Here is a 19875-nt window from a genome sequence, read left to right on the forward strand (position 1 = left end):
TGATCTAACGAACAGAACAATCACTTAGCATAGAATAAGTACTTCGATTCGTAAAATCCATAATCAATTCTGGCACATTAAGACAATTTTAACTCAATACTGACGCGCGGGATCCTGCCGATAAAACATGCGCAGTGTTTCATAAAGATCGAGAGAATATTCCTGCATCAGACACGGTTGTTCAAAATAATGTTCCGAACAGACGGCAAAGAATTCAGCAGGATTAGTTGAGCCATAAGGATCGATAAAGGTTTCCTGTCCCTGCTGAACCTGCGAAACCAGTTTCTGAAATTCTCTGGTCATCACTTCATTCCAGCGCCGGTATTCTTCGGGACCACTTAGCAGTGGCGTACCATTAAACTGGCGGTCAATGGCATCATAATAATGGGCGAATTCATGGATCACGACATTGCGGCCATCATCGGGAATCTGCCCTCCTTCCCTGATACTCTCCCAAGACAACACGATTGGCCCCTGTCCCCAGGATTCTCCCAGTCGAAAGGACGTCCCTTCTGTCAGCACACCAATTGAGTTTAGCATCTCCTCACGTGCCACATAGGTATCCGGATAGACGAGCACCGTTTGCAGGCGATCAAAGCAGTCCGTGGCAAACCCCAAGGTCAGTAGGCAGGCTTGTCCGGCGATCGTCAATTTGACTTCTTCCGTAATTTCAAAACCATTACAGCCTTCCCAATACTTTTCTTTGACGAAAATCTGCACACGCTGATACAATAATGTTCGCTGAGCCTCGGTCAAACGGGAAAGCTGTGCGACATTCTGATCCAGGATCGCTGCCCAGTGGCCTGGCATCGGCGAAGCCAGAATCTTCCTGCGTTTACGGTTCCGCCACCAGGTAAATAACATGAAAAACAATCCTCGTCTATGAATCTGAAATCGTATGCTCGACGTTCGTCGTGAAAATCAGGAGCATTATAGTATCAATGAACTCAAAACATAGTCCACGAACTATATTCTGAATTATCCAATTCCATCGAAAGCAGCCATGAAATATCTCACCCGACTCACGCTCTTCGCCGTATCACTTTGTTTCCTGTTGTCAAATCTGACAACACTCTCTGCAGCAGTTCCTGTAACGCCTAACATCGTCTTTATACTTGCGGATGATAAGAGTTAAGATTCCACTGGCAGCTTTATTCCCTCTGAATTAATGTTTTCACCCGCTAACTTCTGCCTTTCACAATTCAGCACAATTTAGGTTGATTGAGATGATGTCCATAGAATTAACTCTACTCTGCTACACATCGATAACTAATTGCGTGAACCCTTTAACGAAACTAAAGAATCACACAATCGGTTAAGGTGGACAGCTTTGGTTAGCGAAACATCGTGGGTCCCAGATTGCGTCAAACTTTGTTCAGAGAATACTTCTTTGAAATACTCGATTTCATCAGCAGTGAAAATTCTCTCTAAACTATTTTCTGGAAATCAGATTTTCTCATACTATTCCCTACTTTTCGTTCTCTGCTTGCAGATCCCACCATTGCCCTGAACCAGAAAGCCTGTATCAATCCAGTTCAGATCAAGAGAGATATGAACTTTCCATAATTCTTTCAGAAAACGCTTGAATATTTGTTCGGACAAAATATGCTGGGAAATATAAGAGACTTTAGCAGGCCGGTCTCTTCCAGCTTCTTTGTATATTCAAGAAGAGTCCGAATCTTCATCCATCCGGGGATCGCCTGCATGCAATACCTTTCTCAAAATGAGTTGGGAGTACCAGCAAAAATACGCCCGGCAGTCTCTCTGTTACTGGAAGCATTTCAATATGCTGATCAAACCGGGACTGACTCCTGGGAGTTTGCTGTTGAACTCGATGATCTGACTTCGCTTGACCTGACGCGGACTGATTTCAGATGGCTTGTCAGGCAAGGTATAGTCGAGCATCAACGGGAAGTTACTCTGGAAGGCGATGATGGACGCGAATTCCGAGCAACGGGGGATCTGACGTTTTCGAATCGCACTTGCTTCATTCTCACTGCGAAAGGCCTCTCCGTCGCGCGCGAACTTGATCAACTTGCATTTTCCAATAATTCCGCCTCCCTGCCACTCGTCAGAGTGGACTGCGCCTGTAAAACTACAGACTTTTCCCAACGATCAAACATCAGAAATGGTGAACATTATAAACCTGCCACCTGCTTACCGACTTGGGACGCGGAGCGGCGATTGCTTTGTCTCAACGGAAAGACTGTGAAACACTTCAAGTGGACGGCCATGAATCAGGAAGCCGTTCTGGCTACCTTCGAAGAAGAAGGCTGGCCTGCCCGGATCTATGATCCACTGCCCCCCAAACCAGAGCAGGATTCGAAGCGGCGTTTGAGCGACACAATCAAATGCCTGAATCGGAAACAGCAAAACAGGTTGATCCACTTCAGAGGTGACGGTACCGGTGAAGCAGTCCTGTGGGAACCCGCCAGTCAGAATGGCGTGGATTTTGATACAGCAGGCTGAAATCTCCTTCCTCCTCTGCATCACTGAGTGGAAGGCATTCAGTGATACCCATTTCAACGGATTGAAACAGGAATTCTCGTTGTCTTCCGTAGACGGTCTCGCTTGAGAACTGTTTACTTTGCTGAGATCACACGTCCGTCACTTTTGTATTATTCGAGCATTCCCGGTTTCCCGGCATTTCCGTAAGGAGCCTGAAGTGTCTACATTTATTCCACAGGGGATGGGTTGGATTCCCGATCTCCCCGACGCCCGGGATTTCACTTGTACTCATGATGCAGTTGTCCCACTACTCCGTCGCCTGAAAAAATCACGGCGGAAGGAACCAGACGAAGTGGATCTGCGTGGAGAAAGCGAAATTGATTATTTCACTCTGACAGAAAATCAGGGGCCTCTTAACTGCTCCACTTCCCATGCCGTACTCAGTCTGGTTGAATACTACGAACGGCGAATCAGGGGGCAGACATTCGAAGGCTCCATACGCTTTCTTTACAAAGTAACTCGGAATCACATTCAGAAACGGCCCCACGCGAGGGGGGATACCGGAGCTGACCTCCGCACCACACTCAAGATGTTGACTCATTTCGGCGTGCCCCCTACGGAACACTGCCCCTATGATGTCAGCGATTATGACGAGGAACCGAGCGCTTTCCTCTACCGTCTGGCAAAGCCCTTTCCCGGTCTGCATTATTTACGACTGGATCAGCCCAACCAGAATGGTGAGAAAACCTGGAGAATCCTGAAATCGTTTCTGGCTGCGGGCTTTCCGGTGGTGTTCGGCTTTCCGGTTCCCAGTTCTTTAACCGCTGCCGACATCATCCCCTTCCGACCTGATCTGGACAGTATCCGCGGCGGTCAGGCTGTTGTTGCCGTAGGTTATCGTTTAAATCACCTGGGTCGTGGGAAAGATGCAGTATTGATTCGCAGCTCCTGGGGAAGTGAATGGGGAGACAATGGGAACGGATGGCTTCCCGCAGCTTATCTGCACAAGCAACTTGCCCGCGACTTCTGGACACTCGTCTGCGAACAATGGCTGGACCCGCAGGAACTTTCGCTCCCCAAAGAAATCTGATTCCCTGCTCAGTTGCCGCCAATCTGCTGAACCGGTCGGTTGCTAATACAGGAATTGCGTAATCGCTCGAAGTGCAGTTTATACTCGCAATGGTACCCCTAGTGACTCACCGGGGCTTCCCTGGCTTGTCCGTAGTAGCAGACTTGGCAGATTTTATGCTGGCCTTAGTCGAAACATCCTGCCTGTTGAAGCCACCTTTGAGGGAGAAAACCAATGCCCGGCACACCAACCTACCCTGGCGTCTACGTTGAGGAAATTCCCAGTGGCATTCGCACGATCGCCGGAGTCGCGACCTCGATTACCGCCTTTCTCGGCCGCGCTGTTCGAGGGCCCGTCAATGACGCCACAACGATTACCAGCTACGCGGACTTTGAACGAACCTTTGGCGGAATCAAACATGATTTCTCGATGAGCTACGCTGTCCGCGACTTCTACCAGAACGGAGGAAAGCAGGCCGTGATTGTGCGGCTATTTCATGATCCCGAAACAGTCGGGATCATGGCAAACGTAGAAATCAAGGTGGGAGAACACGGGTTAATCCAGGCAATCTCACCTGGAAGCTGGGGACAGTACATCCGTTGTGGTCTGGATTTTCGAGTCTCCGTGGCGGAGATCAACTCGGCCGGTCTAAGCGAAAAACCCTGGAATATATTTAATCTCACGGTTCGCGATGCCAGTACCGGAAATATTGAGGTATTTCGAAAACTGAGTGCAACGGACAGTCTTCGTCGTATCGATCAGGTCTTACAGACTCAGTCACAATTAGTTGAGTGGAAAGATGCTTACGAAGGGGACGCTGTCCAAAATTTCCAGAACGAACTTGAGGAGTTATATACGAAAGATATCACACCAGCGAGGGAGAAACTGACAAAAGCTGAAAAGATGCCGAATGGGACTGAAGAGGAAAGGCTAATACGCGCCGAGGCAATTCAAGATGCAAAAAAACTGCTTGTTAAAGCATTTGCCACTACAGAATTGCGAGACTCAATATCAGAGGCAGAAAACAAAGTAGCCGATAATCGTAAGAAGCTGGATGATGCATACGCGAATGCTCTATCGGATACTGAAATTAAGCAGGCAGAAGAAAATCTTAAGAAAGCAATAGAGGCCTTGGAAAATGCATCAAAGATACTTGCTGACACAACCACAGACGGTGCTGATCTCTTTTACGGCGATTTCTTTCCGTCTGGCGGTGAAGACGCAAAGACTGGAATCTATGCTTTAGAAAAAACCGACCTCTTCAACCTGCTCTGCATTCCTCCAGACAAAAAGACCGGTGACATTAAACCCGAAATCTACAGTAAAGCCCTCACCTATTGCCATGACCGCAGGGCGATGCTGATTGTCGATCCTCCCCCTTCCTGGAGCAATGAACAAGGAGCAATCCTACCCAAGTTAAAGTCGAAAACGCGCACCACACTGGGCGAACTGAATCTCCAGGGCAGTAACGCCCGCAATGCGATTCTGACGTATCCGCGGATTCGTCAGATCGATGCCGACCCCGATTACAGTGGACAGCTCGATACTTTTGCCGCCTGCGGTATGATCGCCGGCATTATCGCCCGGACCGACGCCACCCGCGGCGTCTGGAAAGCCCCGGCCGGACTGGATGCCTCGCTGAACGGAATCCACTCGCTGGCTGTCAAACTGACCGATGAGGAAAACGGAATTCTCAATCAGGTCGGAATCAACTGCCTGCGCTCGTTCCCTGCTGCCGGAAATGTGGTCTGGGGGGCACGCACGATGGACGGAGACGACCAGCTTGGTTCCGAATGGAAATACATCCCCGTTCGTAGAACGGCTCTCTACATTGAAGAAAGTCTGTATCGCGGTACCCACTGGGCCGTGTTTGAACCGAACGACGAACCACTCTGGGCTCAACTGCGACTGAATATCGGTGCCTTCATGAACGATCTGTTCCGACAGGGGGCCTTTCAGGGTCGCTCGCCACGCGAATCCTATTTCGTCAAGTGTGACAAGGATACAACGACTCAGAACGATATCAACCGCGGCATAGTGAATGTGGTGGTCGGATTTGCCCCCTTGAAGCCTGCCGAATTTGTGGTGATCAAACTCACTCAGATCGCCGGTCAGATTGAAACCTAATCCTCAGCTTGTCCTGGAGTTGCAACGATGGCCACATTTTCTGTGAATACGAATCGATTTGATCCCTACAAGAACTTCAAATTCCGCGTCAAGTGGGACGGCAAGTACGTCGCCGGCGTCAGCAAGATCAGCGCACTGAAACGGACCACCGAAGTGGTCACTCATCGCGAAGGCGGGGATCCCAGTTCCAGTCGAAAGTCGCCTGGCCGGACCGAGTATGAAGCCATTACGCTCGAACGGGGCGTCACCCACGATACAGAGTTTGAGGCCTGGGCCAACAAAGTCTGGAACTTCGGCGGCAAAGACGGAGGGGAGGTATCGCTCAAGAATTTTCGCAAAGATATCATCATTGAAGTCTACAACGAATCGGGGCAGAAGGTGCTGGCCTATAACATACTCCGCTGCTGGGTCTCCGAATTTCAGGCCATGCCGGACTTCGACGCCAACGCCAATGCCATCGCCATCCAGCATATTAAACTCGAAAACGAGGGCTGGGAACGGGATTCTGAAGTCACCGAACCCACAGAGCCTGCGCTGGGGGCGACATGAACCGGACTATCACAAACGAAACCATCATCAATCTATGCGAACGGGTCGCGGATATGCCGCCCGAGCATTGATTCTCAGTTCCTGGGGAAGTGAATGGGGAGACAATGGGAACGGATGGCTTCCCGCAGCTTATCTGCACAAGCAACTTGCCCGCGAGTAATGGCTGTCCACGCAGGTACTATCAATTCTAAAAATACCACAGTTTACTTTTCTACTGTCACTAATCTGCTGTCTCAGTCCGGGAATAACACGGGTCTGGTGTAATCGAGGGGAGTGGAGGGAATACTCGCAATCATACCCCTGTGACTCACCGGGGCTTCCCTGGCTTGTCCGTAGTAGCAGACTTGGCAGATTTTATGCTGGCCTTAGTCGATACATCTTGCCTGTTGAAGCCACTTTTGAGGGAGAAAACCAATGCCCGGCACACCAACCTACCCTGGCGTCTACGTTGAGGAAATTCCCAGTGGCATTCGCACGATCGCCGGAGTCGCGACCTCGATTACCGCCTTTCTCGGCCGCGCTGTTCGAGGCCCCGTCAATGTCGCCACAACGATTACCAGCTACGCGGACTTTGAACGAACTTTTGGCGGGATCAATCACGACTTTCCGATGAGCTACGCCGTCCGCGACTTCTACCAGAACGGAGGAAAGCGGGCTGTGATTGTGCGACTGGTTGGTAAAAATGCTGCGGCCGCTACTGCGAATAAGGATGGAGGGCTCACGCTCCGCGCAGCAAATCAAGGAACTTGGGGAAACAACTTGCGTTATCTGTGTGACAACATCGCAGTAAAAGGAGATTCAGGCGAACTGTTCAATCTACAAATTTTTGAACTGGTCGGACCTGATAAACTTGCAGTACATCGCGAAGTCATTCGTAATGTCTCCTGCAACAAGGATGCAAAGCGTCGGGTTGATCGTGTTCTGCAAATAGAATCGGAAATTGTTCGAGCAGTAGAACCAACTGACAATGCGCAACCGGAAGTATATGACACGATCCCGTCCGACCAACAGAGCCTCAAGGAGAAACTAAAAACACTCGATGCAAACCTGGGAAAGGACTCCGAGAAGCTAGGTGCATCACATTTTAAAAGTGGTGAGGATAGTGACACTGGAGACAAGACCGGGTTGGCGGCATTAGATTCAACCGACCTCTTCAACCTGCTCTGCATTCCTCCAGACAACTTGACTGGCGACATACCAAAGGATGTCTACAGTGAAGCCCTCTCTTACTGTATGCACCGCCGGGCGATGCTGATTGTCGATCCTCCCTCAGACTGGAAAAATAACGAACTCATTGCTTCCGGCTTAAAATCAGATCCACGCACCAAACTGGGTGAGTTGAATCTCCAGGGCAGTAACGCCTGCAATGCGATTCTGACGTATCCGCGGATTCGTCAGACCGATGCCGACCCCGATTACAGTGGACAGCTCGATACTTTTGCCGCCTGCGGTATGATCGCCGGCATTATCGCCCGGACCGACGCCACCCGCGGCGTCTGGAAAGCCCCGGCCGGGCTGGATGCCTCGCTGAACGGAATCCACTCGCTGGCTGTCAAACTGACCGATGAGGAAAACGGAATTCTCAATCAGGTCGGAATCAACTGCCTGCGCTCGTTCCCTGCTGCCGGAAATGTGGTCTGGGGGGCACGCACGATGGACGGAGACGACCAGCTTGGTTCCGAATGGAAATACATCCCCGTTCGCAGAACGGCTCTCTACATTGAAGAAAGTCTGTATCGCGGTACCCACTGGGCCGTGTTTGAACCGAACGACGAACCACTCTGGGCTCAACTGCGACTGAATATCGGTGCCTTCATGAACGATCTGTTCCGACAGGGGGCCTTTCAGGGCCGCTCGCCACGCGAATCCTATTTCGTCAAGTGTGACAAGGATACAACGACTCAGAACGATATCAACCGCGGCATAGTGAATGTGGTGGTCGGATTTGCCCCCTTGAAGCCTGCCGAATTTGTGGTGATCAAACTCACTCAGATCGCCGGTCAGATTGAAACCTAATCCTCAGCTTGTCCTGGAGTTGCAACGATGGCCACATTTTCTGTGAATACGAATCGATTTGATCCCTACAAGAACTTCAAATTCCGCGTCAAGTGGGACGGCAAGTACGTCGCCGGCGTCAGCAAGATCAGCGCACTGAAACGGACCACCGAAGTGGTCACTCATCGCGAAGGCGGGGATCCCAGTTCCAGTCGAAAGTCGCCTGGCCGGACCGAGTATGAAGCCATTACGCTCGAACGGGGCGTCACCCACGATACAGAGTTTGAGGCCTGGGCCAACAAAGTCTGGAACTTCGGCGGCAAAGACGGAGGGGAGGTATCGCTCAAGAATTTTCGCAAAGATATCATCATTGAAGTCTACAACGAATCGGGGCAGAAGGTGCTGGCCTATAACATACTCCGCTGCTGGGTCTCCGAATTTCAGGCCATGCCGGACTTCGACGCCAACGCCAATGCCATCGCCATCCAGCATATTAAACTCGAAAACGAGGGCTGGGAACGGGATTCTGAAGTCACCGAACCCACAGAGCCTGCGCTGGGGGCGACATGAACCAGACTATCACAAACGAAACCATCATCAATCTATGCGAACGGGTCGCGGATATGCCGCCTGCGCGCCGGGCACATTACCTGCTTGCCGGACTGTCGGGTTCAATAGAAGGAATCGGTGAGTTGACGGTTGGTGAGCGCGATCGACGACTGCTGTTGATTCGAAATCGATTATTTGGCGATCGTGTCGATGGAATAACTGAATGTCCCGGTTGCGGCGAACGGGTGGAGCTAAGTTTTTCGATTACGAATATCATCGGTGAAGCAACTTCATCATCGCCAGCGTCTTTGCATGCAGACGGATATGAAATCCACTGGCGGCTACCCACTTCTCGGGATTTAGCAGAATTAGCGGAAGAGACGTTACCATCCCGTATCCGTGATCAACTGATTGAGCGCTGCCTGCAGAACGTGCTACACCAGCAACAGCAGATCAAGCCGCTGGAATGTCCTGAAAATATCATCCAGAAGGTCTGCAAAGCCATGGCAACGGCAGACCCGTTCAGTGAAACCTGTCTCGGGAGCGAATGTCCGGTGTGCGGCCATGAATGGGAGGCCGCTTTTGATATCGGGACTTACCTGTGGCATGAGCTTGAAGTCTGGACCAGGCGACTGCTCGGAGAAGTACATCGTCTGGCGTCTGCCTATGGATGGTATGAGCGCGATATCCTGGCGATGACGGCAAATCGCCGCAAAATTTATCTGGATATGGTGGAAGTATGATCGACTATCTTTCCGGAATTGTCAGACAGGTTATCAAACCGGCGAACGACGTACGTCTTACCTTACGATCACCGTTTGATCTCCCTCCCGCCGAGACAACAGACTTTCCATTCGCAGAAACGACTTTGCCGGATGAATCCATTCAGTTCACGTCACTTGGCCCCGGGAGTGAGGCTCACACCACTCAACCAGTTCAGGATGCGGGTTTTGCTTCGCTCGCCGATCCAGTTCCACCTACTGCCTCTCAGCCTTCGACGCCCCTTCCAATCCAGAGAAAATCACCGAACATTGATCAGCCTACTGTTCAAAATACTGCCCAGCATACTGTCCAACCTACTTCTCAACCTACTTCTCAACCTACTTCTCAACCTACTTCTCAACCTACTTCTCAACCTACTTCTCAACCTACTTCTCAACCTACTGCTCAACTCACTGCTCAACCCACTGCTCAACCCACTGCTCAACCCACTGCTCAACCCACTGCTCAACCCACTGCTCAACCCACTGCTCAACCCACTGCTCAACCCACTGCTCAACCCACTGCTCAACCTACTGCTCAACCTACTGCTCAACCCACTGCTCAACCCACTGCTCAACCCACTGCTCAACCCACTGTCCAGGATACTCCCCGTGCATCAATACCGGTTGAGCCCATCGAACCGGGGGATGGACTATCAGCTTTACCATCTTCGAACGTAGAGCAACCTGAACCACACTCGCCACGACCCATGTTTGTAATGAAACAGAAAGAAACACTTTTACAGAAGATGCAGACACCGACAGCACAAATTCGTGTTGATGACCAGCAAATAGAAGCCGACACCCCTAGGGAGATGATACTTCCTTCTGAAAAACACCAGGAGCCTCGGTCCAGTACCAGTAAAACAGTATTACCGGCAAACGTTCGAATATTGGAATCGAAAGACGAAAGCATTCCCCGCGAGCCCATTCCAGAAAAACCGGTCTTGGGAAAACCTGCAACGAACCAGACTCCAGAGTCGCCAGGGAAATCCCAGTTTCCGATGGAGGAAAGTCAGCCCGATAGGAAAGCTCACAATTATCTGCAGAAAGCAAACTCACATGAAAGAGAGCACATCAGAGAAGTGCTTCCCCATTCTACAACCGCAACACTGTCACCTCAGCTGCCTGCACCTGCTTCTTTTTTACCAAAGCCCGTTAGATGTTCCTCTGTTGTCTCGCAAGTAAATGAGACAATCGTGCATGTTAATATCGGAAGAGTTGTCGTCCGGGCAAACATCAATCACGAGAAATCTGCTACAGCGTACCAGTCAACTTCGCGTCACGCATCACAGAACCTGGAAGATTACCTGCGCGGTGGCTCGTCGGGGAGGTTGTCATGAGTACTTCCAGTGCCATCAGAGCCGTCACCGAAAAACTGGCTCATCTACTAAGCCAGGTCCTGTCCAATGGTATTATTTCGACAAAGACACCAGACAATATAGATGGCGAAAATCAGAATCCACTCAACATTTTTTTGTATCATATCGCGGTGAACGGAACCTGGCGCAATCAGGATCTGCCTGTCTCTGGACAAAGAGGTCAACCCAGACGTCCTCTCCTGGCATTGAATCTCTATTATCTGGTCTCGGTTGCAGAGGAAAAGCAGCTGGACGCGTACGACATACTTGGCCGAGCCATGCTCTTCCTCCACGAACAACCTGTATTAACCGGATTCGATTACGCTTCCGGCATCAGGAACCAGAGAGACCCGATTCGAGTTACTCTGCAGCCACTTAATCTCGATGAACTCACTAAGCTGTGGTCGGGATTTCAAACACCCTATCGAACATCAGTGGCCTATGAAGTGGGAACGGTGCTCATTGAAAGTGTAACCCCCGACCCAGCGCCGTTACCCGTGCTGAGTCGAGGAGAAGACGGGACTGGTTGGAATACCGCGATTCGATTTCCTCCACTACTCACTGGAGCACGATTTCAAAACAGGAACCAGTATGGAGCCAGAATCGGAGAAACGGTCACACTCATCGGCGAAAATCTGGGAGTTTACCAGAAAATGAAGGTTATTTTTCAACACCAGCAGCTTAATAAGCAGGACATCGTTGATATCGACGCCGAAACCAAAAATGACCGGGAAATTGTCATCAAAATCTCGGAATTGCCAGAAAAATGGCGTGCGGGGGTTTACCTGGTTCACGTACAGGATGGGCCAGAGATCATAGTACCGGCAATGTCAACCAATCAAATCCCCATAGCACTGCTGCCAGAAATCACCGGGACGGAGCTAACAGTCAGGGACGTTGATCAGAATCATCTAAGACTGGAGATACCATGCCGTCCCCCGGTGAAAGACGGACAGCGAGTGCAGATTATCATTGGTTCGGTCGAACTGAAGAATGTAATTTTTGATCAGGATAAGCTAGTTGCAGAGTGGAATCAAAAACAAATCAAAATACCACCCGCTGATAAACCTGATGAATTACCTTACGCCCGATTGAGAATCGATGGCGCTGAAAGTCTGATCTATGATCCGACCAAGCTGGAAAATGGATTCAACACAACTTTATTAGTTAAAGGACTTCCCTGATATCGTGTCGACACCGGACCAGAAACGATGGATGGAATTAAATGATCGCTATGTGACAGCGGCTGTTGCCTGGGTGCGCGCCCTGCTGGTGGAACGAATGCGGGTGTCGCATCCTCCAAAACCACGCAGGCGGAAATACAGATTATTATCCTGGCTGTGGGGAAGACGGAACTCGAAAGATAGTGTGGATGCGATGTCAGTGACTTCGGAACCGCCAGCCGCGTCAGTCAGCGTCGCTGAGGCGACTGCGATGCTGGACGCAGCGAAAGCAGAACTTCAAGCTGCCGGTTTTCGCTCTGCCCTCTCCCAATTATCTCATCAATTTCAGCTGAGTGCCTTTGAAGAGAGCATTCTTCTTCTATGCCTGGCTTTCGAACTCGACACTCAAATCGGCTGGATGTGCGGGCAAATTCAGGATCAGACCGTTTACTCCTGTCCCAATTTCGGCCTGGCGATGAGTCTATTTAATCAGCCGCAATGGCAGATCGAATCGGAATGGATTGCGATACCGCCTGGTCGACCTTTGAGAAAATGTCGGCTTGTTGACTTTCGTCATTCCACGGGAACCCCTGTCTTCGGGGAGGAACTGCAACTGGAAGAAACCATTCTGCATTACCTCCGCGGCGTACAATCCGTCGACGTGCGTCTGGCATTTTCGGCAACACCATTCACAAAGACCGGTGCAGGACTGTCCCCGTCTCAGAAATCCAGCCTGGATCATGCCTTGCAGACGATCTGCAGCACTTCGACATCATCCGTGGTTGTCCAGCTACTCGGCTCGAATCCGGAAGAATCACTGCGTTTTGCCTGCGCACTTGCCAGGCGGATTCAACTCAAGCTGTTCGGAATGCCCCTTGAACGACTCCCCGCCTCGGCACTCGATTTAGAAGATTTTGCACAGCTCTGGCAGCGAGACAGCACGCTGTTCGATCTGGTCCTGACTCTGGATGCGCAGCAAACGGGAGGGGCAACAGAACCAGTCTCGTCGAGCCGGGTAAGGCAACTTCTGGAACAGGTACAGACGCCGGTCTTTATCATCACGCGCGAGCGACTTGATCTACCGGGGGCAGGTGATATCTGTATTGACGTTACTGCACCTGCCGTCACGGAGCAGTATGACGTCTGGAAAAAGGCACTGCCTGCTGACCTTGATGACAGGCTTCAACTGGCTGGAGAACTTTCGTGGCAATTCACACTGGATCACAGAACGATCCAGAATGTGATCGACGACGTCACGGGACAAGCAAAAGTGCCGACACATTCCGAAATCGCTCGCCTGATTCGACGTGCTTGTCGCGAACGTACCAGGCCGCGTCTGGAAGGACTGGCACAGCGAATCGAGATCAAGTCTACATGGTCTGACCTGGTTTTGGAGGCCGATAGCGAGGCCATTCTCAAACAGCTTTGCGGGCAGGTTCGACACCGCTGGTGTGTTTACAACGAGTGGGGAATGATCGATCACATGAATCGCGGTCTGGGGATCAGTGCCCTGTTCGCCGGTAAAAGTGGAACCGGAAAAACGATGGCTGCGGAAGTCCTGGCCAAAGAATTAGATCTGGATCTGTATCGTGTTGATCTGTCGTCAGTGGTTAACAAATATATTGGAGAGACTGAAAAACATCTGCGGCGTCTGTTCGATGCATTTGAGTCATGCGGCGCCATCCTGTTTTTTGATGAATGCGATGCATTGTTTGGCAAGCGTAGCGAGGTTAAGGACAGCCATGACCGTTATGCCAACATCGAAATCAACTATCTGTTGCAACGGCTGGAATCGTATCGGGGTCTGGTCATTTTAGCGACCAATAACCGCAATGCACTGGATACCGCGTTTCTACGACGTCTGCGGTTCGCAGTGACCTTTGAGATGCCCGCCTTTGATCAGCGGTTGCAGATTTGGAAGCAGATCTTGCCACAGGAACCCGCGAAGGGAGAGGATTCCGCTATTCCCATATCCTCGCTGGATTATGAACGGCTGGCCCAGTTCCATTTCTCAGGGGGAAATATTCAAAATGTCGTTCTGAACTCAGCATTCCGGGCGGCATCGCGACCGAAACATAAACGCGTCACAATGGAAGATTTACTCAAATCAGCCAAAGATGAATACCTGAAACTGGAGCGTCCCATCAACGAGTCCGACTTTCAATATTCTGAAGCGGAGGAAGTAGCCGCATGAAGATACACGTCACTATCGAACGTCTCATTCTGGACGGTTTACCCGTCAATCAGGATTCTGCTCCGTTGATCAAAGAGACTGTCCAGGCGGAACTGAGTCGTCTCTTCACAGAGAATTCCACGTCGCAAAATCTGACATCAGGAGGCGCTGTATCTTCGTTACGCACAGCTCCCATTCACCTTGATGCACACTCTTCGCCGGACGCGGTGGGAAAGAAGATCGCCACCGCCATGCATGGAGACCTGAGCCGATGAACCAAAAAACCACAGCCAGTGTCTCCCCATCACAGTCTCACATCCCAATGACTCCGTCTGCCAGTCGCATGCTCCGGAGAAAGTGCGATTGCGGGGCAAAGGATTGTACGGGTTCCCCATGTCAGTCCCACGGTCATAAAAAAACACGTCGTCTGCTGCAGCGCAAGCCATCCGCCTCGGATCGACCGTTGCTTGCCGGGGATTTCACACGAACTCCAACAAACAGTTCGAGAGCACGCACAGTTTCGCCGCCACAGTCCACTCCCGGAAAACAGAATACCAAACCAAAAATCATCTTATTATTCGGCGGACTGTGGGATCACACCCGCCCGCTTGACTTGAGTAACGGGCCGGTTGAGTTAGGCCTTTTTCCCAAATTACTTATGCAGCACACCGGTGTCACATACTGGGAATGGACGGACGACGAGAAAGCGATAGACTATGTAAAGCGTACAGCTACACAAGATACGCCGATCGAGATTATTGGACATAGTTATGGGGGAGACACCGGCATTGAGGTCGCGAACACACTGAAAGCAGAAGGGTTCCTCGTCACACGAGTGACAACGCTTGACGCAGTCTCATGGTCGAAAGATAAGCCCCACAAGGACATCGAATGGCTCAATACCTATGTATCTGGAATTCACGACGCGAGTGATGTGATCGCCACTGCTGGAGGGCACTACGGCGAGCAGGAGGAAGCCGAGAATATCCGTCTTGATAATGGTACGACGCATGCACAAGCCAGTAAGCTCTATCAGGCGGTTGAAGAATACACGCAGTTTGAGGAATACGTCAATCGCAGACTGGCGCGGAAGAAAACGTCTGACCGGGAAGTGACTGAAGTACCTCCGATTGTCTATGACGTCCTGCAATCCCCAGGTCAACCTCTCGATACCGAGACGCGGGCTTTTTTCGAACCTCGCTTTGGTCAGGACTTCAGTAGCGTCAGGGTCCATACCAATTCCCTGGCAGCTCAATCAGCTTCTGCCGTAAATGCCCTGGCCTACACAGTTGGCTCTGATCTCGTATTTGCTTCCGGACAGTTTGACAACCGTTCGAATACCGGACGCCATCTGCTGGCACACGAACTTACTCATGTTGTGCAGCAGTCTCAGTCAATGGCTGGTTTACAATCAAAAATCACGCACGATTCGCAAGGTTCCTCAGCCGAGCGTGAAGCCGAAGCTGCTGCAGATCGTTTATTAAGTCATTACAGACCAACTCAGGAAATGACACATGTGACTCAGCGAAGTTACAGCGATTCAATACTCCAGCGCTACGGTGATCCTATACCAACGGTTGCCCACCCAAGCGTTGTCACAATGAAACAGTTCATCGATTTGGTACAGAAAATAGAACTATCGAATGCAGGAATGAATGCTTTACAGACCGCCCAGCTGATCATGAGAGCAAAGTATCATTCAACTGGTTGGGATTACCTGTTGCCATCGTCAGCTGGAGGAAAAACAGTAACTGCCGGGGGTGCAGTAACGAGAAATGATATCACTACATTGTCAGGAGAGTTTGAAGTAACTCTGCCACAGGGGGGGCAATCCGATCCAACCCATGTTATTGTCGCAATCGTTGCGGGCGCTGAGTCTCAATCTCCTGGTGCTGCTGGAGCTGGTGGGCTTCCCGGCAAGCTGATACAAGCGTTGCCCAGCGGCCTTTCACAACGCGACGTAACGACCTGGGTGGGTGATGTCGCCAGTGCAGCTGCCGAGTGGCACTTGGCACGTCCGCTTTCGGGCGGACGTTCGACCAGGCAGGACTATATGGATGAGTATGCTCCTCAATCAGATCTGATTGCCGACATTGACGGTGTCGTGATGACGTCTCGTACTGATAATTTGGGATTCGCATTCGATCCTTCTGCTACTTTGTCTTCCAATCTCACTCGCTTTTACTTCCCGGTTGGTGCGCGAGAAGGAAAAAACAGACGGTTTCACAGTTTTTGCGCTATTGAGGGATTTAAACTGATGTCTGACAAAGTGTCTTTAAGTAATGAAGCGATTCAAGAGATCAATCAACGCGTAAGGATGAATAGCGAATGGTTCGAACGCAATGATCCCAACCTGACAATATGGATGTCCATGCAGAGTCAAGGGCTCATCAACCCAATCAGAGATGCCTGGATTGATCGTACTAATGATTGGCGCTGGTTTGCAGACCAGTTTAAGAATTTCGTGCAGCAAAACCTCAATTCAGAAGGGCCGTAATCTGTGACCTTCACTAATTCCCCTCGATTGATTAAAGGCGGTATCGTGCTTGTCGATCCGCAGACACTGTCGCCGATCCGGAATGGATCGGTGCCGGGGGGGATCATTGCGCTCCAATATAATCCTGATTCGATCTCGCGAACTCTACAGGCAACGGCAGTCGGGGGGGATGGCCAGGATCGTTCGGAAGCGATGCGACTCAAAGGCCCGCCCGTCGAAACCATTAAACTCGAGGCAGAAATCGACGCGACCGATCAGCTCGATAAAAACAACAGCGTAGTCATTCAGCATGGGATTCAACCGCAACTCGCAGTACTGGAAATGCTGGTTTATCCGTCGAGTCGCCAGATTGAGGCCACGCGGCAAAAAGCCGCTTCCGGGATACTGGAGATCCTGCCGATGCAGGCACCACTCCCCCTGTTTATCTGGAGTAAGGCGAGGATTATTCCGGTGCGCGTGACGGATTTCAGTGTGACCGAAGAGGCCTTTGATATCGAATTAAACCCGATCCGGGCAACCGTCTCACTTGGTTTGCGCGTACTGAATATGAATGACCTGGGCTCCGACCATCCCGGTAGTGACTTGTTTTCCCGCTATCACCGCGAGAAAGAAAGCCTGGCAAAAATGAACACAAATTTTAACTATGGAACTCTGGGAATTGGAGGCATCAGGTAATGGACCCTCTACAGCAACTTATGCGACAGGCGGTTAATGCTGGTTCACCTTTTGGGGAAAACAGTCGATACCATGAGATTGAAATCACCACCTGTACGCTGCCCGACAATCGTACCGTGGTACATCTCCGTCGACGATTTCTACCGCAACCCGGGCAAATGGAAACATTGACTGAGCATGTTGTCCGACCAGATGACCGACTCGATAACCTGGCTTACAAATATCTGGATAACCCTGAATTATTCTGGCAGATCTGTGATGCAAATCACGCGTTGCGTCCTGCTGATTTGACGGACGACCTGCCCGAAACGAGACGTCCCCGAGCGATACGCATCGCAATGCCTCCCGGAGTTCCGGCACCCGAACCGTTTTAAAGTAACAGTTGAAGTCTACTGAGACCTGATAAAGGATTTGTCAGGTGTAACAGCAGGGATGATGAATCGAATTTCTAAAATCGATACCGGTCTGATACACCATGGTCAACGGAGTTTATCTTTCACTGCTTGCCGGCCCGGTTAAACCGCTGCCTGTCCCGTCGTCTGTCATTAACTCCTTGACCAGCGTCCGGGTCACCAATGCGAGCACAGAAGATTCCCGCAAAGACGAACTCCCGCGTTTCGCTCGCAGCGGATTCGAACTTGAGTTCCAGCTTACCAGAAATTCTCCTCTCGAAGCATTGTTCCCGCTGACAGGTTCAGTCCCTCCTCTCGTTAGAATCATACTGGTAGTCACAATCAATGGACGCCAGCAGGTGATCATCGACGGTTTTATCCAGAAACATAAAATCACACCGGGTACTGGAACGAACCCACCCAAATTGACGTTGTATGGCAAAGATCTCACGGTCGCCATGGATCTGGTAGATTACTCAGGATTACCTTACCCTGCAGTGCCCGTCGCAGGACGGGTTGCATTAATGCTCACGAAATATGCTGTGTTGGGAGTGATTCCTAAAATTATCCCACCTGTGTTTGACGAAGTTTCCGATCCCTCTGAAAAAATTCTGTCCCAAAAAGGAACCGACTATACCTACCTCAGCACACTGGCACGCGACAGAGGCTATGTTTTTTATATCGAACCTGGCCCGTCACCTGGGACCAGTCAGGCATACTGGGGCCCCGAAATCAAAATCGGCACACCGCAGCCAGCCCTGAATCTCGACATGGATACTTTCACGAACGTGAACTCACTTTCGTTTGACTTCGACAACGAACATAACAAGACACCGGTGATGTGGATCCGCCCGGATGAGATTCCCGTGCCCATCCCCATACCGATTCCTGATATCAACCTGCTGAATCCCACACTTGCAAATATCTCTCCAACGGCCTTCCGAAAGGAACCACTCTCCAACGTTGCCAGAATGTCATTCCCCCAGGCCATGCAATACGGTCTTGCCAGAAGTTCCGCTGCCGCAGAATGCGTCACGGCTGAGGGGGTCTTAAATGTAGCGCGCTACGGTCGGCTGTTAAAAGCACGTCAACTGGTGGGAGTGCGGGGTGCGGGAAAAGCCTTTGACGGATTGTATTACGTCAAGAGTGTGACACATGAAATCAAGCGCGGCGAGTATCTACAATCTTTCAAACTGTCACGAAACGGTCTGGTCTCAACGGTCTCAAGGGTACCTGTATGAGTATTGAAACTAAAGATCCACACACAGGAATCCGAACCTACCTCGGTAAATATCGAGGAACAGTGATCAATAATGTTGATCCTCTCAACAAGGGAAGACTGATGGTACAGGTACCGGATGTACTGGGGACGGACATTTCGACCTGGGCGTTACCCTGTCTCCCCCTGGCGGGACCGAATAATGGATTCTATGCCTTGCCCATCATGGGGTCTGGAGTCTGGGTGGAGTTCGAACAGGGGGATCCCGATTATCCGATATGGGTCGGCTGCTTCTGGGGCTCGGCAGCAGAAGTTCCCGCGCTGGCAAAGTCGATCCCACCATTAGTACCCGGCATCACGCTGCAGACCCCCCTGGGCAACGGCATTTCAATCAGCGATGTGCCGGGACCCACGGGCGGAATCACACTAAGCACGGCTACCGGAGCCAGAATTATGATCAACGACCTCGGAATATTCATCGAAAATGGCCGCGGAGCAACTTTGAAAATGGTGGGAAACATGGTTGATATTAACGATCAGGCACTAACCGTTTTATGAAAGGGAGACACAGATGCCAGGATTCCTGTTACACGTCGGTGCCCAGGTACAGTGCCTGCACGCCGGCAATGCCCAGCCAATGGCGGTCAACTCGCGCGTCCTGGTTTCGGGACAACCGACAGTTCAGGTCACGTCGCCCTACTCGGTCTCAGGATGTACGATGCCGTCTCCCACTGCCGGCAATGGCCCCTGCGTGACAGGTCAGTGGACGACGTCCGCAACACGCGTCACTTCAATGGGGCAACCCCTGCTGCTGCAGGACAGTCAGGCAACCTGCATTCCCACGGGAACAGGTTTACTAGTAATTACCACTCAGACTCGTGTGACGGGAAACTAAAC

18 protein-coding genes are annotated in these 19875 nt (G+C 51.0%); 17 read left to right on the forward strand and 1 reads right to left on the reverse strand.

Annotated elements, in window-relative coordinates:
- Positions 1-93 precede the first annotated feature (93 nt).
- Positions 94-864, reverse strand: coding sequence for a M90 family metallopeptidase (locus Pan161_RS10085; protein ID WP_145226390.1), 771 nt, complete (start codon positions 862-864; stop codon positions 94-96).
- A gap of 840 nt (positions 865-1704) precedes the next feature.
- Here Pan161_RS10085 and Pan161_RS10090 point away from each other — a divergent pair.
- The 17 genes from Pan161_RS10090 to Pan161_RS10170 all read left to right on the forward strand — a co-directional run bounded on the left by Pan161_RS10090 (position 1705) and on the right by Pan161_RS10170 (position 19873).
- Positions 1705-2469 carry a hypothetical protein gene (locus Pan161_RS10090; RefSeq protein ID WP_145226392.1) on the forward strand — a complete coding sequence of 255 codons (765 nt, stop codon included), beginning with the start codon at positions 1705-1707 and terminating at the stop codon, positions 2467-2469.
- A 196-nt stretch (positions 2470-2665) separates the two neighbouring features.
- A complete protein-coding gene (locus Pan161_RS10095; protein WP_145226394.1) occupies positions 2666-3538 on the forward strand; it encodes a C1 family peptidase in 873 nt (290 codons plus the stop codon).
- A 213-nt stretch (positions 3539-3751) separates the two neighbouring features.
- Positions 3752-5644: a phage tail sheath C-terminal domain-containing protein gene (locus Pan161_RS10100; protein ID WP_145226396.1), complete on the forward strand. Its 1893-nt coding sequence runs from the start codon at positions 3752-3754 to the stop codon at positions 5642-5644.
- A gap of 27 nt (positions 5645-5671) precedes the next feature.
- The gene (locus tag Pan161_RS10105) at positions 5672-6193 is read left to right on the forward strand and encodes a phage tail protein (RefSeq protein WP_145226398.1); all 522 of its coding nucleotides are present in this window, start codon (positions 5672-5674) and stop codon (positions 6191-6193) included.
- 414 nt (positions 6194-6607) lie between these two features.
- Positions 6608-8209, forward strand: a complete 1602-nt coding sequence (locus Pan161_RS10110) for a phage tail sheath family protein (RefSeq protein ID WP_145226400.1) — start codon at positions 6608-6610, stop codon at positions 8207-8209.
- Positions 8210-8236: 27 nt separating this feature from the next.
- The gene (locus tag Pan161_RS10115; protein WP_145226398.1) at positions 8237-8758 is read left to right on the forward strand and encodes a phage tail protein; all 522 of its coding nucleotides are present in this window, start codon (positions 8237-8239) and stop codon (positions 8756-8758) included.
- Positions 8755-9480 (forward strand): T4 family baseplate hub assembly chaperone, encoded by a 726-nt coding sequence (locus Pan161_RS10120; protein WP_145226403.1) that lies wholly within the window; start codon positions 8755-8757, stop codon positions 9478-9480. Before Pan161_RS10115 ends, Pan161_RS10120 begins: the two co-directional genes overlap by 4 nt.
- Entirely contained in the window at positions 9477-10841 is a 1365-nt protein-coding gene (locus Pan161_RS30510; RefSeq protein ID WP_197995811.1) for a PT domain-containing protein, read from the forward strand. The genes Pan161_RS10120 and Pan161_RS30510 overlap by 4 nt, the downstream gene beginning before the upstream one ends.
- On the forward strand, positions 10838-12043 hold the full coding sequence (locus Pan161_RS10130; RefSeq protein ID WP_145226405.1) for a DUF4255 domain-containing protein: 1206 nt from the start codon (positions 10838-10840) through the stop codon (positions 12041-12043). Before Pan161_RS30510 ends, Pan161_RS10130 begins: the two co-directional genes overlap by 4 nt.
- Positions 12044-12074: 31 nt before the next feature.
- On the forward strand, positions 12075-14216 hold the full coding sequence (locus Pan161_RS10135) for an ATP-binding protein (RefSeq protein WP_145226407.1): 2142 nt from the start codon (positions 12075-12077) through the stop codon (positions 14214-14216).
- On the forward strand, positions 14213-14470 hold the full coding sequence (locus Pan161_RS10140) for a hypothetical protein (RefSeq protein ID WP_145226409.1): 258 nt from the start codon (positions 14213-14215) through the stop codon (positions 14468-14470). Before Pan161_RS10135 ends, Pan161_RS10140 begins: the two co-directional genes overlap by 4 nt.
- A gap of 338 nt (positions 14471-14808) precedes the next feature.
- Positions 14809-16692, forward strand: a complete 1884-nt coding sequence (locus Pan161_RS10145; protein ID WP_197995812.1) for an eCIS core domain-containing protein — start codon at positions 14809-14811, stop codon at positions 16690-16692.
- Between the two features lie 3 nt (positions 16693-16695).
- A complete protein-coding gene (locus Pan161_RS10150; RefSeq protein ID WP_145226411.1) occupies positions 16696-17367 on the forward strand; it encodes a hypothetical protein in 672 nt (223 codons plus the stop codon).
- Positions 17367-17741: a hypothetical protein gene (locus Pan161_RS10155; protein WP_197995813.1), complete on the forward strand. Its 375-nt coding sequence runs from the start codon at positions 17367-17369 to the stop codon at positions 17739-17741. Before Pan161_RS10150 ends, Pan161_RS10155 begins: the two co-directional genes overlap by 1 nt.
- 101 nt (positions 17742-17842) lie before the next feature.
- Positions 17843-19000, forward strand: a complete 1158-nt coding sequence (locus tag Pan161_RS10160) for a hypothetical protein (RefSeq protein WP_145226413.1) — start codon at positions 17843-17845, stop codon at positions 18998-19000.
- Positions 18997-19536 carry a phage baseplate assembly protein V gene (locus tag Pan161_RS10165; protein ID WP_145226415.1) on the forward strand — a complete coding sequence of 180 codons (540 nt, stop codon included), beginning with the start codon at positions 18997-18999 and terminating at the stop codon, positions 19534-19536. The genes Pan161_RS10160 and Pan161_RS10165 overlap by 4 nt, the downstream gene beginning before the upstream one ends.
- A gap of 13 nt (positions 19537-19549) precedes the next feature.
- Positions 19550-19873: a hypothetical protein gene (locus tag Pan161_RS10170; RefSeq protein ID WP_145226417.1), complete on the forward strand. Its 324-nt coding sequence runs from the start codon at positions 19550-19552 to the stop codon at positions 19871-19873.
- Positions 19874-19875 lie beyond the last annotated feature (2 nt).

It is taken from the genome of Gimesia algae (assembly GCF_007746795.1).
Classification (GTDB): Bacteria; Planctomycetota; Planctomycetia; order Planctomycetales; family Planctomycetaceae; genus Gimesia; species Gimesia algae.